14 protein-coding genes are annotated in these 14,495 nt (G+C 74.8%); 9 read left to right on the forward strand and 5 right to left on the reverse strand.

What is annotated here, in order from left to right; all coding sequences use genetic code 11:
- Positions 1 to 157 precede the first annotated feature (157 nt).
- Complete coding sequence (locus tag EDD32_RS13145) at positions 158 to 1,066, reverse strand: proteasome assembly chaperone family protein (protein WP_123918156.1); 909 nt, start codon at positions 1,064 to 1,066, stop codon at positions 158 to 160.
- A gap of 87 nt (positions 1,067 to 1,153) precedes the next feature.
- Between EDD32_RS13145 and EDD32_RS13150 the strand changes: the two genes are divergently transcribed.
- Positions 1,154 to 1,855 carry an HAD family hydrolase gene (locus tag EDD32_RS13150; RefSeq protein ID WP_123918158.1) on the forward strand — a complete coding sequence of 234 codons (702 nt, stop codon included), beginning with the start codon at positions 1,154 to 1,156 and terminating at the stop codon, positions 1,853 to 1,855.
- Between the two features lie 34 nt (positions 1,856 to 1,889).
- Here EDD32_RS13150 and EDD32_RS13155 read toward each other — a convergent pair whose 3' ends face one another.
- On the reverse strand, positions 1,890 to 2,801 hold the full coding sequence (locus EDD32_RS13155) for a RecB family exonuclease (protein ID WP_211338819.1): 912 nt from the start codon (positions 2,799 to 2,801) through the stop codon (positions 1,890 to 1,892).
- 107 nt (positions 2,802 to 2,908) lie between these two features.
- On the opposite strand from EDD32_RS13155, the gene EDD32_RS13160 reads away from it, so the two are divergent.
- The 7 genes from EDD32_RS13160 (at position 2,909) to EDD32_RS13195 (ending at position 11,587) form a co-directional block, all read left to right on the forward strand.
- Complete coding sequence (locus tag EDD32_RS13160) at positions 2,909 to 4,048, forward strand: site-2 protease family protein (RefSeq protein ID WP_123918160.1); 1,140 nt, start codon at positions 2,909 to 2,911, stop codon at positions 4,046 to 4,048.
- A 127-nt stretch (positions 4,049 to 4,175) separates the two neighbouring features.
- Positions 4,176 to 5,360 carry a tRNA (adenine-N1)-methyltransferase gene (locus EDD32_RS13165; RefSeq protein WP_211338974.1) on the forward strand — a complete coding sequence of 395 codons (1,185 nt, stop codon included), beginning with the start codon at positions 4,176 to 4,178 and terminating at the stop codon, positions 5,358 to 5,360.
- Positions 5,361 to 5,440: 80 nt separating this feature from the next.
- On the forward strand, positions 5,441 to 7,198 hold the full coding sequence (gene arc / locus EDD32_RS13175) for a proteasome ATPase (RefSeq protein WP_211338820.1): 1,758 nt from the start codon (positions 5,441 to 5,443) through the stop codon (positions 7,196 to 7,198).
- Positions 7,199 to 7,206: 8 nt separating this feature from the next.
- Positions 7,207 to 8,892 carry a depupylase/deamidase Dop gene (gene dop / locus EDD32_RS13180; RefSeq protein ID WP_123918164.1) on the forward strand — a complete coding sequence of 562 codons (1,686 nt, stop codon included), beginning with the start codon at positions 7,207 to 7,209 and terminating at the stop codon, positions 8,890 to 8,892.
- 30 nt (positions 8,893 to 8,922) lie between these two features.
- Positions 8,923 to 9,108 carry a ubiquitin-like protein Pup gene (locus EDD32_RS13185; protein WP_123918166.1) on the forward strand — a complete coding sequence of 62 codons (186 nt, stop codon included), beginning with the start codon at positions 8,923 to 8,925 and terminating at the stop codon, positions 9,106 to 9,108.
- Positions 9,105 to 10,505 (forward strand): Pup--protein ligase, encoded by a 1,401-nt coding sequence (gene pafA, locus EDD32_RS13190; RefSeq protein ID WP_123918168.1) that lies wholly within the window; start codon positions 9,105 to 9,107, stop codon positions 10,503 to 10,505. The genes EDD32_RS13185 and pafA overlap by 4 nt, the downstream gene beginning before the upstream one ends.
- Before the next feature lie 38 nt (positions 10,506 to 10,543).
- On the forward strand, positions 10,544 to 11,587 hold the full coding sequence (locus EDD32_RS13195) for an FKBP-type peptidyl-prolyl cis-trans isomerase (protein WP_123918170.1): 1,044 nt from the start codon (positions 10,544 to 10,546) through the stop codon (positions 11,585 to 11,587).
- A 13-nt stretch (positions 11,588 to 11,600) separates the two neighbouring features.
- Here EDD32_RS13195 and EDD32_RS13200 read toward each other — a convergent pair whose 3' ends face one another.
- Both EDD32_RS13200 and EDD32_RS13205 read right to left on the reverse strand, forming a co-directional pair.
- On the reverse strand, positions 11,601 to 12,035 hold the full coding sequence (locus EDD32_RS13200) for a rhodanese-like domain-containing protein (RefSeq protein WP_123918172.1): 435 nt from the start codon (positions 12,033 to 12,035) through the stop codon (positions 11,601 to 11,603).
- A gap of 125 nt (positions 12,036 to 12,160) precedes the next feature.
- The gene (locus EDD32_RS13205; RefSeq protein ID WP_246006127.1) at positions 12,161 to 12,745 is read right to left on the reverse strand and encodes a uridine kinase family protein; all 585 of its coding nucleotides are present in this window, start codon (positions 12,743 to 12,745) and stop codon (positions 12,161 to 12,163) included.
- Between the two features lie 69 nt (positions 12,746 to 12,814).
- On the opposite strand from EDD32_RS13205, the gene hisF reads away from it, so the two are divergent.
- Entirely contained in the window at positions 12,815 to 13,585 is a 771-nt protein-coding gene (gene hisF, locus EDD32_RS13210) for an imidazole glycerol phosphate synthase subunit HisF (protein WP_123918174.1), read from the forward strand.
- Positions 13,586 to 13,630: 45 nt separating this feature from the next.
- Here hisF and EDD32_RS13215 read toward each other — a convergent pair whose 3' ends face one another.
- A complete protein-coding gene (locus tag EDD32_RS13215; RefSeq protein WP_246006292.1) occupies positions 13,631 to 14,263 on the reverse strand; it encodes a TIGR03085 family metal-binding protein in 633 nt (210 codons plus the stop codon).
- Between the last annotated feature and the right edge of the window lie 232 nt (positions 14,264 to 14,495).

Here is a 14,495-nt window from a genome sequence, read left to right on the forward strand (position 1 = left end):
GGAGAACGTAGGGCCGCGTCCGCCGGCGTCTGAGCGCGCCCGGGACACGTCTCACTCCCCGGGTCGGCCGGTCCCCGCGGTCTCGGTGCGTGGGACCGCGCCCGCACTCCTTGTGCCCCCAGGTGTGGGGCCTGCTAGGGCGTGTGGATCCGAGGACTCAGCGCCCGCCCGGTGCGGGCGGCCCGCCCTTGTCGCCCTTGCCCGTGTCGCGGCGGCGCAGGTACCGCTCGAACTCCCGGGCGATGGCCTCACCGCTGGCCTCGGGCAGCTCGGCGGTGTCCTTGACCTGCTCGAGCTGCTGGATGTACTCCGCGACGTCGGGGTCCTGACCCGCCAGCTCGTCCACCCCCGCCTGCCACGCGCGGGCGTCCTCGGCCAGCTCGCCCACCGGCAGCGGCTCGCCGACGAGCTCCTCGAGCTTGACGAGGATCGCCAGGGTCGCCTTCGGCGAGGGCGGCTGCGCGACGTAGTGCGGCACCGCCGCCCACACGCTGAGGGTGTGCAGGTCCCGCTCGGTGGCGTAGTGCCCGAGCACGCCGACGATGCCCGAGGGGCCCTCGTAGTCCGAGCCCTCCACCCCGAGGAGGGCCTGGACCTGGGGGTCGTTGGAGGAGGTCTGGACCGGGATGGGCCGCGAGTGGGGGACGTCGGCGAGCAGCGCACCGACCCCGACGACGGTGCCGACCTCGAGCTCGGTGGCGACGTCGAGGATCTCGTCGCAGTAGTCGCGCCAGTGGAAGGACGGCTCGACGCCCTGGACGAGGACGACCTTTCGACCCGCCAGCGGGGTCGTGACGACCGAGATCGTCGTCTCGGGCCAGGTGAGGAGGCGGTTGCCCTCCTCGTCGGTGCTCACCTGGGGCCGGTTGACCTGGAAGTCGTGGAAGTCCTGCGGGTCGAGCTCGTGGACGACCTCGGCGTCCCACGCCTCGGCGATGACCTCCAGCGCCTGGGTGGCGGCACCGCCGGCGTCGTTCCAGCCCTCGAACGCGGCCAGGAGGATGGCGGGGGGCAGGTCGTGCCCACCGGCGGCGTCGTCCCGCTCCGCGTCATGGCTGCTGGTCATGGGAACACCCTAGACACCGCACGGGCCCCGGGCCGTCCGGGGTGGACCGGTGCGGTCCGCGCGTCGCCGGCGCCCTATCGTCGGTCCATGACGTCCAGCCCCTCCCTGCCCGCCGCCGTCCTGCTCGACATGGACGGCACCCTCGTCGACACCGAGCCCTACTGGCTCGCCACCGAGCACGAGGTGGTCGAGCGGCACGGCTCCACCTGGTCGCACGAGCAGGGGCTCAAGCTCGTGGGGCAGGACCTGCGCACGGCCGCCCGGATCATCCTCGACGAGACCGGGCTCGCCGGGGAGCCCGACGACCTGGTGGCCGAGCTGGTCGCCGGCGTTGTGGAGCGCATGCGGCGCGAGGGCACCCCGTGGCGGCCCGGGGCCCAGGCGTTCCTCGCGCTCATGGCCGGCGCCGGCGTGCCCTGTGCGCTGGTCACGATGTCCTACGCCGAGGTCACCACCGCCGTCGTCGAGGGATCGCCCGCGGGGACGTTCGCCACCGTCGTCTCCGGCGACCAGGTCACCCACGGCAAGCCGCACCCCGAGCCCTACCTCACGGCCGCGAGCCGCCTCGGGGTGGACGTGCGCCGGTGCGTCGCGATCGAGGACTCCCCGGTGGGGGCGAGCTCGGCCCTGGCCGCCGGTGCGCGGACGATCGCCGTGCCGCTCATGGTCGACGTCGCCGCCCGGCCGGGCCTGAGCCGGCTGCGCTCCCTCGAGCGCCTCGACCTGGACCTGCTCGGACGGATCCTCGACGGCGAGGACGTCGACGAGGTGGTCGCCACCCGCGCGTGAGCCGTGCCAGGCCCGGGCCGGACGGCGAGGCTTCTCAGCCGGCCTGGACGGTGAGCAGGTGCGCGAGCCCCTCCTCGGGCAGCGGGGGCTGCTCGCCGCCGAAGAGCGGGCAGCGGGCCTGGTGGCTGCACCAGTCGCACAGGCGCGAGCGCCGCGGCTGGAAGTCGCCGGAGCGGGCGGTCGCCGCGATCGTCGACCACAGCTCGTCGAGCATGCGCTCGACGGCGAGGAGCTCCGCCTCGTGCGGGTCGTGGGTCAGGGTGCGGCCGTCCCCGAGGTAGACGAGCTGGAGCCGGGCGGGGACCGTCCCGTTGAGGCGCCACAGCATGAGGCCGTAGAACCGCATCTGGAACAGCGCCTCCTCGACGAAGCGGGGGTTCGGCGAGCGGCCGGTCTTGTAGTCGACCACCCGCACCGCGCCGTCGGGGGCCACGTCGAGGCGGTCGACGTACCCACGCAGCAGCACCCCGGAGGCGAGCTCGGTCTCGACGAGCAGCTCCCGCTCCGCGGGCTCGAGCCGCCGCGGGTTCTCCATCCGGAAGTACTGCGTGAGGAGGCTGCGGGCCTGGGCCAGCCACGCCGCGAGGTCCTCCGGCCCGGTGAACATCTCGGTGACCTCGGGCCGGCCGGCGCGCAGCGCCGTCCACTGCGGGTCGAGCAGCTCCTGGGCTGCGGCCTCGGTGCGCCCGGCCGCGGGCAGGTCGAAGAGGTGCTCGAGAACCGCGTGGACGAGGGAGCCCTTGACGGCCGCCGGGCTGGGCGGCTCCGGGAGCCGGTCCACCGTGCGGAAGCGGAAGAGGAGCGGGCACTGGTTGAAGTCCTTGGCCCGGGAGGGCGACAGGGCCGCGCGGCGGCGGCCCTCCCCGCCCGCCCCGGGCGGCAGCGGGTCGGCCGCGGTGAGCGGGTCGGCCGCGGTGAGCGGCACGGTCGCGGTCTCGATCGTCATGGCGGCCACGGTAACCGCGCCCGCCGACATCGCCGTGCACCCCCGCGCGGCGTGGGGACGGCCCGGCACCCGGGGCGGCGGGGGAGGACTCGCCTACCCTGGGGCGGGTGAGTCAACAGCGCGGTGCCCGCCGCACCTCCGGGTGGGTGATCGGCCGGGTGGCCGGCGTGCCCGTGGTCCTGTCCCCGTCCTGGCTGCTCGTCGCCGGCCTCATCCTCCTCATCTACTTCCCCTTCGTGCAGCGCGTCCTCGGCGGCGCGGACGCCGTGACCATCGCCCTGACCACCCTCGGCTTCGTCGTCGTGCTGTTCGTCTCGGTCCTCCTCCACGAGCTCGCCCACGGCATGACGGCCGCGCGGTACGGCTCCCCGGCCCGGGAGTACGTGGTCACCTTCTGGGGCGGGCACACCGCGTTCGACCGCGACCTCTCCTCGCCCGGCGCCTCGGCGGTGGTCTCCGCCGCGGGCCCGGCGGCGAACCTCGTCCTCGCCGCGGCCGCCTGGGCCGCGACCCGGGCGGACCTGCCCACGCCGCTGTGGATCGTCCTGTGGGGCGCGACGATCACCAACGCCCTCGTCGCCGGGTTCAACCTCCTGCCGGGGCTGCCCCTCGACGGCGGCCGTGTCCTCGAGGCGCTGGTGTGGAAGGTCACGGGGCGCCGCTACCCCGGCACGGTCGCCGCGGCGTGGGGCGGGCGCGTCGTCGCCGGGGGGCTGGCGGTGTGGGCGCTGGGCGTCCCGCTGCTCCAGGGCCGCAGCCCCGACCTCACCACCATCATCTGGGTGGCGCTGCTCGCCTCGGTCCTGTGGAGCGGCGCGAGCCAGGCCCTGGCGTCGGCCAAGGTGCACCGGGCGGCCGAGGGGCTCGACCTGCGCCCCCTCGCCCGGCCCGTACTCCTCGTCCCGGCCGGCACCGCCGTCGCCGAGCTCGACGTGCGCGCCCCCGAGACGCGTGAGGCCGACGGACCGACCGTGGTGCTCATGCGCGGGGAGGTGCCGGTCGCCGTCGTCGACGTCGAGGCACTCGCGGCGATCCCCCCGCAGCACCGGGCCTCGACGCCGCTCGACGCCGTCGCCCGGACGCTCTACCGCGAGATGGTGGTCGGGCACGTCACCGGGCCGGAGGCGGTCGCCGCGGTCGCGCGCGCGCAGCGGCACACCAGCGAGGTCCTCCTCACCCAGGACCGTCAGGTCCTCGGCATGGTGCGGGTCGCCGACGTCGCCCGCGCGCTCGGCCGGCCCGCCTGAGCCCCGCCGGCCGGCCCGGCCCGTGCCGGGCGGCTGCGTAGACTCGCCCGTCGTGACCAACGAGCCCCCCACGCCCCCCGCCCTCGACGACGCTCCGGGCGTCGCGGACCCGCAGGACGACGCCGACCTGCCGGGCGGTCCCGCCCGGCGCCGGGGTCCGCTGCGGGCCGGCGAGCGGGTCCAGATCACCGACACCAAGGGCCGGCTGTACACGGTCGTCCTCACCCACGACGGCTTCTTCCAGAGCCAGCGCGGCTCCTTCCGGCACAGCGAGCTCATCGGCCGCCCGGACGGCTCGGTCGTCACCACCGCCACCGGGCACCAGGTCCTCGCGCTGCGCCCGCTGCTCAGCGACTACGTCCTGTCCATGCCCCGCGGCGCGGCCGTCGTCTACCCCAAGGACGCCGGCCAGATCGTCCAGATGGGCGACATCTTCCCCGGCGCCCGCGTGGTCGAGGCCGGCGTCGGCTCCGGCGGGCTGAGCATGAGCCTGCTCTCGGCGGTGGGGGAGCGCGGCCACCTCCTCTCGGTCGAGCGGCGCGAGGACTTCGCCGACATCGCCGTCGGCAACGTCGAGTCCTGGTTCGGCGGGCCGCACCCGGCGTGGGAGGTCCGCGCCGGCGACCTCGCCGACGTCCTGCCGGGCGCCGTCGAGCCCGGCTCGGTGGACCGGATCGTCCTGGACATGCTCGCCCCGTGGGACAACCTCGCCGTCGCCGCGGACGCCCTGGCGCCGGGCGGGGTGCTCATCGCCTACGTCGCCACCACCACCCAGCTGAGCCGGTTCGTCGAGGACGCCCGCACGAGCGAGCAGTTCACCGAGCCGCGCGCGTGGGAGTCGATGGTGCGCACCTGGCACCTCGAGGGCCTGTCCGTGCGCCCCGACCACCGGATGATCGGGCACACCGGGTTCCTCGTCACCACCCGGCGCCTGGCCCCGGGCACCACCCCGCCCCAGCGCACCCGCCGGCCCGCCAAGGGCGCCTACGCCCCCGACGGCGAGTGGGCGCCCGAGGACGTCGGCGAGCGGTCGATCTCGGACAAGAAGGTCCGCCGGGTCCGCCGCGACATCCACCGGCGCAGCGTCATGGAGGAGACCGGCATGGCCTCTCAGCCCGGTCCGGCCACGACCACGGAGCCGGCGGGTCCGGCCACGACCACCGAGCCGGCGGGTCCGGTCACCACCACCGAGCCCGCGGGTCCGGCCACGACCACCGAGCAGGTAGGCCCCGGCGGGACCGCCGCACCGGTCGGGCCCGCCCGGAGCGCCGCGACCCTGGCCACCCCCGAGGAGCCTGACGACCGCGCCTGAGACGGCCGCCACACCCCCACGGCGGCAGCGTGTCCGGACCCGGGCATAGGGTGGTCGGGTCGGCCGACGAAGGGACGGACATGGCACAGGCGGACCGGTTCGGGGAGGCCCGGGCCCGGGAGCTCGAGCAGCAGGCGATCTCGCTGGCGTCGAAGAACGAGCGGCTCGCCGAGGCTCTCGACGCCGCCCGCCAGCGGCTCGTCCAGCTCCAGGACCAGCTCGACAACGTCTCGAAGCCGCCCGGCTCGTACGGCACGTTCCTCGCCGGGCACCTCGAGGAGCGCGAGGCCGACGTCTTCGTCGGCGGCCGTAAGATGCGCGTCGCCGTCTCCGCCGCGGTCCCCCTCGGCGCCCTGCACCCGGGGCAGGAGGTCCGCCTCAACGAGCAGCTCCTCCTCATCGCCGCCGGGCCGTACGAGACCACCGGCGAGCTGGTCACGGTCAAGGAGGTCCTCGACGGCGACCGTGTCCTGGTCCTCGCCCGCAGCGACGACGAGCGCGTCATGCGCCTGGCCGGCCCGCTCCTCGGGGTGCACCTGCGCGTCGGGGACGCCCTCACCGCCGACATGCGCACGAACTTCGTCACCGAGCGGGTGGTGCGCTCCGAGGTCGAGGAGCTCCTCCTCGAGGAGACGCCCGACACCCAGTACTCCGACATCGGCGGCCTCGGCCCGCAGATCGAGCAGATCCGCGACACCGTCGAGCTGCCCTTCCTCCACCCCGAGCTCTACCGCGAGCACGGCCTCAAGCCGCCCAAGGGCGTCCTGCTCTACGGCCCGCCCGGGTGCGGCAAGACCCTCATCGCCAAGGCGGTGGCGACCTCGCTCGCCGGCACCGCCGACCGGCGGCGGGAGGAGCGCGGCGAGGAGCGGGTCGGCGCGGCCCGCAGCTACTTCCTCAACATCAAGGGCCCCGAGCTCCTCAACAAGTACGTCGGCGAGACGGAGCGGCAGATCCGGGTCATCTTCGCCCGCGCCCGGGAGAAGGCCGTCCAGGGCATCCCCGTCGTCATCTTCTTCGACGAGATGGAGTCCCTGTTCCGCACCCGCGGGACCGGCGTCTCCTCCGACGTCGAGACGACGATCGTCCCGCAGCTGCTCAGCGAGATCGACGGCGTCGAGAAGCTCGAGAACGTCATCGTCATCGGTGCCTCCAACCGCGAGGACATGATCGACCCGGCCATCCTGCGGCCGGGCCGCCTGGACGTGAAGATCAAGATCGAGCGCCCCGACGCCGACGGCGCGACGGAGATCTTCGCCAAGTACCTCACCACCGACCTGCCCCTGCACCCCGCCGAGCTCGACCGTCACGACGGCGACGCGGCCGCCGCCGTCGCCGCGATGACCGACGCCGCCGTGACCGCCCTCTTCGGCACCGGGCCGGAGAACGAGTTCCTCGAGGTCACCTACGCCAGCGGCGAGAAGGAGGTCCTGCACTTCAAGGACTTCGCCTCGGGCGCGATGATCGCCAACATCGTCGACCGCGCCAAGAAGCGGGCCATCAAGGACCTCCTCGCCACCGGCGAGCGCGGCCTGCGCACCGAGCACCTCCTCGGCGCGCTGTCGGCCGAGATGCGCGAGAACGAGGACCTGCCCAACACCACCAACCCCGACGAGTGGGCGCGGGTCAGCGGCAAGAAGGGCGAGCGGATCACGTTCATCCGCACCCTCGGCGCCGGGAGGTCCCTGCCCGCGCCGGACGAGGGGAGGGGCGTCCACGACCTCCCGGTCCACCACGGCGGGTCCGGCACCACCGTGGGCGACGTCCACGGCGCGGCCGCGGACCACCTCGGTGCCCGCGACGTCGACACCATCACGCCCACCGGCGGCTACCTGTAGGGGGACCGATGAGCGTGCACCGCCCCATGGGCATCGAGACCGAGTACGGGCTCCTCGAGCACGGCAACCCCGGCGCCAACCCGATGGTGCTGTCCGCCCACGTCGTCGCCGCGTACGCGGGGTCCGCGCTGCGCGGGCGCACCGTCCGCTGGGACTACGCCGGGGAGGACCCGCTCGCCGACGCGCGCGGGTTCCGCCTGGACCGGGCCAGCGCCCGGCCCTCCCAGCTCACCGACGACCCGGACGCGCCCGCGCCGGCGGAGGACGGCGACGGCGAGGACGCCCGCCAGGTCGGTGGCGTGGGCGCCCGCGAGGGCGACGGCGCCGTGCGCACCACCCGCCTGCGCCGCCCCAGCGCCGCCGAGCTCGCCCTGCCCACGGCCAACAACGCCGTGCTCACCAACGGGGCCCGGCTCTACGTCGACCACGCCCACCCCGAGTACTCCAGCCCCGAGGTGACCAACCCCCTCGACGCCGTGCGCTGGGACCGCGCCGGCGAGCTCGTCATGCGCGGGGCGATGGACGCCCTCCACGCCACGGCGCTCGCCCCGGACGTCGTCCTGTACAAGAACAACGTCGACGGCAAGGGCGCCGCCTACGGCACCCACGAGAACTACCTCGTCGAGCGGTCGGTGAACTTCGGCGACATCATCCGCTACCTCACCCCGTTCTTCGTCACCCGGCCGATCTTCTGCGGGGCGGGCCGGGTCGGCCTGGGCCAGCGCAGCGAGCGGCCCGGCTTCCAGATCTCCCAGCGCGCCGACTACGTCGAGAACGACGTGGGCCTGGAGACGACGTTCAACCGCCCGATCATCAACACCCGCGACGAGCCCCACGCCGACGCCGAGCGCTACCGGCGCCTGCACGTCATCGGCGGCGACGCCAACCTCTTCGATGTCTCCACCTACCTCAAGGTCGGCACCACCGCCCTGCTGCTGTGGCTGCTGGAGAACGACGCCGTCCCGCTGCAGCTCGACGCCCTCATGATCGCCAACCCGGTGGGGGAGACGTGGGCGGTCAGCCACGACACGTCCCTGACCCACCGGCTGACCATGAGCGACGGCAGCGAGATGACCGCCCTGGAGATCCAGCGCGTCTACCTCGACGTCGTCGCCGACGCCGTGCGCCGGGCCGCGCCGCCCGCCGGGGTCGACGCCGCCACCGCCGACGTGCTCGAGCGGTGGGCCGGTGTGCTGGACCGCCTGGCCACCGACCCCGCCACGGCCGCCGCGGAGGTGGAGTGGTTGGGCAAGCTCCAGCTCCTCGAGCGCATGCGCGAGCGGGAGAACCTCCCGTGGGACCACCCCAAGATCCAGGCGCTGGACCTGCAGTGGTCGGACCTGCGGCCCGAGCGCTCCATCGTCGCCCGCCTGGCGGCCGCCGGGCGCGTCGAGCGGCTGGTCACCGACGCCGAGGTCCTCGCCGCCGAGCGCACCCCGCCCACCGACACCCGGGCCTGGTTCCGCGGGCAGGTCGTCGAGCGCTACCCCGGCCAGGTCGCCGGGGCGAGTTGGGAGTCGGTAGTCCTGGACGTCCCCGGCGCCGAGCACCTCGTGCGCGTGCCCATGACCGACCCGCTGCGCGGCACCCGCGCCCACGTCGGCGCCCTCCTCGAGGGCGCGGAGACCGCCGCGGAGCTGCTCGAGGCTCTCACGGGCGCGCGCCCAGCCGCCGGGCGCGGCGCCACGCCGTAACCTGGAACGACGCAACAGCAGGAGGAAGACATGGCACAGCAGGAGCAGCGCCGCACCACCCGGCGGGACGAGCCGGACCCCGTCGACCCGCCTGTCGCGGCCGCGGCGCAGACCCGGGTCCAGGAGGTCGACAGCCTCCTCGACGAGATCGACTCCGTCCTGGAGGCCAACGCCGAGACCTTCGTGCAGGGTTTCGTGCAGAAGGGCGGCCAGTGACCGCCAGGCGCATCTTCGGCGTCGAGACGGAGTACGGCATCACCTGCGCCCAGCCCCCGGCCGCGCCGGGGCACGAGCAGCAGGTCATCACCGCCGACGACGCCGCGCGCTACCTCTTCCGCCGCGTCGTCGCCCTCGGCCGTTCCTCCAACGTCTTCCTGCGCAACGGGGCCCGGCTCTACCTCGACGTGGGCTCGCACCCGGAGTACGCCTCCGCCGAGTGCGACGACGTCCACCAGCTCGTCGTCAACGACCGGGCCGGGGAGCGCATCCTCGACGAGATGACCGAGGAGGCCAACGGCCTCCTCGCCGAGGAGGGGATCGCCGGGACGATCCATCTGTTCAAGAACAACGTCGACTCGGCCGGCAACTCCTTCGGCTGCCACGAGAACTACCTCGTGCGCCGCCGCCGGGACTTCCCCGCCATGGGCGAGGCACTCGTCCCGTTCTTCATCACCCGGCAGATCCTCACCGGCGCCGGGCACATCCGCCCCCGCGCAGGCGGCGGCGCCAGCTACGCCTTCTCCCAGCGCGCCGACCAGATGTGGGACGCCATGAGCTCGGCGACCACCCGGTCGCGCCCCATCATCAACACCCGCGACGAGCCGCACGGCGACGCCGAGCTCTACCGGCGCATGCACGTCATCGTCGGTGACTCCTCGGTCGCCGAGACCACGACGATGCTCAAGGTCGGCATGACCGAGCTGCTGCTCGCCGTCCTCGAGGACGGCGTCAAGATCCGCGACCTCGTCCTGGCCGAGCCCATGCGGGCGATCCGCGAGATCTCCCACGACACCACCGCCACCGTCCCGGTCGAGCTCGCCACCGGGCGGCGGCTCAGTGCGCTGGACATCCAGGAGGAGTTCTACGCGCGCGTGCGCGGCCACCTCGACGCCGAGGGCCGGTCCGCCGAGCTCACCGCCGTCCAGCGGAAGGTCCTCGAGCTGTGGGAGCGGGGGCTGCGGGCGCTGCGCACCCAGGACCACTCCCTGGTGGAGACCGAGCTCGACTGGGCGATCAAGGGCCGGCTCCTCGAGCGCTACCGCGCCAAGCACACCCTCGGCCTGGACGACCCGCGCGTCGCGCGGCTCTCGCTGGCCTACCACGACATCTCCGCCGTGCGGGGCCTGGCCCCCTCCCTCGTGGCCCGCGGTCTCATGGCCCGGATCACCACCGACGAGGAGATCGCCGACGCCGTCACCCACCCGCCGGCGTCGACCCGGGCCAAGCTGCGCGGGGACTTCGTCGCCGCGGCGCAGGAGCGGCGCCGGGACATCACCGTGGACTGGGTGCACCTGAAGATCAACGACGCCGCCCAGCGCACGGTCGTCCTCAAGGACCCGTTCTCGCCGGTCGACGAGCGGGTCGACGCGCTCATGGCGGCGCTGCAGGCGTGAGCGGGGGCACTCCTGGCGGCGACGTAGGCTTGCCTGTCGTGGAGCGCAGCACCCGGACCCAGACCACCCTCCGCGCCCGAGCCGCCGCGCTGGTCGCGGCGTTCGTCGCGCTCGTGATGCTCGCCGGCTGCGGGGACCAGGACAGCCCGAACGAGGAGGAGACCGTCGACGCGGTCGCCGTCTCCGGGCAGTTCGGCTCGGTGCCCGTGGTGACCTTCACCCCGCCGCTGCCGCTCGCGGACTCCTCGGTCGACGTGCTCATCGAGGGCGAGGGCCGCGAGCTCGCCGAGGGCGAGCCCATGCTCCTGAGCCTGACGGCCTACGACGGCGAGGACGGCGAGCTCGTCGAGGACCGTGAGGTGGGCGTGGCGCAGACACTCACGCTCAGCCGCGAGGACGTCGGCGAGGACCTCTTCCCGGTCCTCGTGGGCGCCCAGGAGGGCAGCCGGCTGCTGCTGCGCCAGCCCATCACCGAGGACGACGTCGACCGGATGCTGCTCCTCGTCGTCGACGTGCTCTACACCCGGGCCCGCGGCGAGGCGGTCGAGCCGCGCGAGGGCCTGCCCACCGTGAGCCTGGCCGACGACGGCGCGCCGTCGATCAGCCTGCCCGAGGGTGAACCCCCCACCGCGCTGGTGGTCCAGCCGCTCATCCGCGGCGACGGTGCCCAGGTGCGGCGCGGCCAGAGCGTGACCCTGCAGTACACCGGCGTGGCGTGGGAGTCCGGCACGGACTACGACTCCACGTGGGCGCAGGGCAAGGTCCCCCAGACGATCGCCATCGACGAGGTCTTCCCGGGCCTGCGCGACGGTCTGGTCGACCAGCACGTCGGGTCCCAGGTCCTGCTCGTCATCCCGCCCGGCCTGGCGCAGGGCACCGAGACCCTGGTCCTCGTGGTGGACATCCTCGCCACCTCCGGCGGCGACGAGGACGCCGTGGTCCAGGAGTCCCCGGAAGCCACGGAGGAGCCGTCCGAGGAGACGGAGCCGGCGTCGGAGGAGCCGGCGTCGGAGGACCCGGCCGAGGAGACCGAGCCGGCCGAGGACACGACGGAGCCGGCCGCCGAGGAGACGACCGGCTGATCCGGGCCGGGGCTCAGGACGTGGCGACGCCCGCGCCCACGAGCGCGTCGAACCCGCCGGCGTCGACGACCGAGGTGAACCCGGCGTCCTGCATGGCCTGGTAGGCCGCGGCCGAGCGGTTGCCGCTGCGGCAGTACACGACATAGGCGCCCTCGGGGTCGAGCTCGGCGATCCGGTCGGCGAAGTCGGGCGACTGCACGTCGATGTTCTCCGCGCCGTCGACGTGGCCCTCGGCGAACTCCGCGGGGGTGCGCACGTCGATGACGGTGTGCGTGCCGGCGTCGATGACCTCGACGGCGGCGGCCGGGTCGACCTTGCCCTGGAGCTGTTCCACCGAGACGGCGCCGGGGTCGGCCGAGCCGGCGTCGTCCGTGCCGCACGAGGCGAGGAGCAGGGCGGCGACCGTTGCGGCCGCGAGGGCGGGGATGCTGCGGGAGAGTCTCTGCATACCCCCAAGGGTATATCGGGCCAGGCGTCCGCGCCACGGTCGGCAGGGTCAGGGCACGGGCGGAGCGGACCGGCGGCGGGGGCGCAGCCGGTTCGCGTCACGGGTCAGCCGGTCCGCACCACGGGTCAGGCGGTCCGCACCACGAGGTCGGCGAGGGCGCGGGCGTCGCGCTCGGCCAGGAGGGCCTCCTCCTGCGCCGCCCACGCCGCCCAGCGCTCGGTCCAGGTGTGGTCGTCGCGCTCCAGCGCACGCCGCCGGCGCACCTCCTCGGGGGCCTCGAGCCACACCAGGACGTCGAGGTAGGGCGCGCAGGCGGCCGAGCCCGCGCCGCAGCCCTCGACGACGACCACGTCCGGGAGCGGCCGGCCCGGCGCCGGCACCCGCAGCACCGGGCCGGGGCGGGCCGCGTCCCAGTCGAACGTCCGCACCGTGCCCGGCTCGCCCCGGGAGAGCGGCGCGAGGACACCGCGCGCGACGGCCGCCACCCCGGCGGCGAGCCCGTCCCAGCCGGGGTAGGCGTCCTCGAGGGCGAGCAGGGCCACGTCCGTGCCGTCGGCCCGCAGGGCCGCGGTCACCGCGCCGGCGAGGTCCGACTTGCCCGATCCCGACCGGCCGTCGACGCCGAGCACCACCGGACCCGGGCCGTCGTGCCGGGCCCGGGCGGCGGTGACGAGCCCGAGGACGGCCTCGAGCGGGGCGTGGACGCTCACCGGGGCGAGGCTACCGGGGCGGTTAACCTGTAGCCGCCGGTGGGGCAGACCCGCCGGGAAGGAGTGGAGATGTCGGTCGCGGTGCGCGTGATCCCCTGCCTGGACGTGGCGGGCGGTCGCGTCGTCAAGGGCGTGAACTTCCAGGGGCTGCGCGACGCCGGCGACCCGGTCGAGCTCGCCCGCCGCTACGACGCCGAGGGTGCCGACGAGATCACCTTCCTCGACGTCTCCGCCTCCGCCGAGGCCCGCCACACCACGATGGAGGTCGTCTCGCGCACCGCCGAGGAGGTCTTCGTGCCCCTCACCGTCGGTGGCGGGGTGCGCTCGGTCGCCGACGTCGACCGCCTCCTCAAGGCCGGCGCCGACAAGGTGGGCATCAACACCGCCGCGATCGCCCGACCCGAGCTCATCACCGAGGTCGCCGAGCGGTTCGGCAACCAGGTCGTCGTGCTGTCCGTCGACGCGCGCCGGGTCACCGGCGAGACCCGCACGCCGTCGGGGTACGAGGTCACCACCCACGGCGGCCGGATCGGCACCGGCATCGACGCGGTGGAGTGGGCGCTGCGCGGGGCCGAGCTCGGTGCCGGCGAGATCCTCCTCAACTCCATGGACGCCGACGGCACCAAGGACGGCTACGACCTCACGATGCTCGCCGACGTCCGTCCCGGGCTGCACGTCCCGCTCATCGCCTCCGGCGGGGCGGGCAAGGTCGAGGACTTCACCGGGGCCGCGCTCGCCGGGGCCGACGCCGTGCTGGCGGCGTCGGTCTTCCACTTCCGCACCCTCACGATCGGCGAGGTCAAGGACCACATGCGCGCGGCGGGCGTCACCGTCCGCTGACCGTCCCGGCTCCTCCACGGGCGGCTCAGGCCAGGCGCGGACGGCTCAGGCCAGGTCCGCCCACTCCTCGAACCGGGCCACGGTCCCCGGGGCGCCGAGGATCTCCACGTCGGCGACCTCGCGGCGCCCGAGCGCGAACAGCGCCTGCTCCACCGGGTCGCCGGAGACGACGACGGCGTCGGCGCCGCGGCGCACCACCTTGCGCGGACCGCCGGGCACGACGAGCACGACCCCCACCGGGGAGGACCGGTAGGCCGTGCGCGCGAGCGCACCGAGGTGCTGCCACACCGCCCGGACGAGGTCGGGGGGCAGGACGCGCGGCTCGGCCGGCTCCGTGCCCGCCCGGCGCACGTCCTCGTGGTGGACGACGTACTCGATCAGGTGGGCGCGGTCGCCGAGCGCCACGATGCGCGAGCCCCCGCCGGCGAACCGGTCCACCAGCGCGGCGTACCCCGGCGCGGTGACGGCGGAGCCGGCCAGCCGCGACAGGAAGGGTTCCGCACCGGGCTCGCGGCCGAGCCGGGTGGCCGCCATGTCCGCGGCGTAGCGCGCCGGCTCCTGCTCCCGCTCGACGAGGTGGGCGAGCAGGTGCCGCACGGACCAGCCCTCGCACAGTGTGGGCGCCTCGGGGTCCGCCCCGCGCAGGGTCTGCACCAGCGCCTCGCGCTCGGTCTCCATCCAGGTCACCGGTCCGCCTTCCGTCCGTCCGCCGCCTCGCCGCGAGAGCTCGGGCCCACGCTGACGCTCGACCCACCGTGCCACACGGTGGGGGGCGCCGCCGCCGCGGGCGCCGCTGCCGGCCCTGTGCGAGGATCGACGGGCCGCCCCCAGGAAGAAGGACCTCGCTGTGCCCGTGATCGACCACCCGCGGCCCGGCGACGGCGCCCCCGACGACCCCGGCGGCACCGCC

Source organism: Georgenia muralis, assembly GCF_003814705.1.
Taxonomy (GTDB): domain Bacteria; phylum Actinomycetota; class Actinomycetes; order Actinomycetales; family Actinomycetaceae; genus Georgenia; species Georgenia muralis.

What these genes read in the sequence shown, in the direction of transcription:
- EDD32_RS13145 (WP_123918156.1), bottom strand. Translation starts at nt 1,066, where the DNA reads ATGACCAGCAGCCATGACGCGGAGCGGGACGACGCCGCCGGTGGGCAC.
- EDD32_RS13150 (WP_123918158.1), top strand. Translation starts at nt 1,154, where the DNA reads ATGACGTCCAGCCCCTCCCTGCCCGCCGCCGTCCTGCTCGACATGGAC.
- EDD32_RS13155 (WP_211338819.1), bottom strand. Translation starts at nt 2,801, where the DNA reads ATGACGATCGAGACCGCGACCGTGCCGCTCACCGCGGCCGACCCGCTC.
- arc (WP_211338820.1), top strand. Translation starts at nt 5,441, where the DNA reads ATGGCACAGGCGGACCGGTTCGGGGAGGCCCGGGCCCGGGAGCTCGAG.
- dop (WP_123918164.1), top strand. Translation starts at nt 7,207, where the DNA reads ATGAGCGTGCACCGCCCCATGGGCATCGAGACCGAGTACGGGCTCCTC.
- EDD32_RS13185 (WP_123918166.1), top strand. Translation starts at nt 8,923, where the DNA reads ATGGCACAGCAGGAGCAGCGCCGCACCACCCGGCGGGACGAGCCGGAC.
- EDD32_RS13200 (WP_123918172.1), bottom strand. Translation starts at nt 12,035, where the DNA reads ATGCAGAGACTCTCCCGCAGCATCCCCGCCCTCGCGGCCGCAACGGTC.
- hisF (WP_123918174.1), top strand. Translation starts at nt 12,815, where the DNA reads ATGTCGGTCGCGGTGCGCGTGATCCCCTGCCTGGACGTGGCGGGCGGT.
- EDD32_RS13215 (WP_246006292.1), bottom strand. Translation starts at nt 14,263, where the DNA reads ATGGAGACCGAGCGCGAGGCGCTGGTGCAGACCCTGCGCGGGGCGGAC.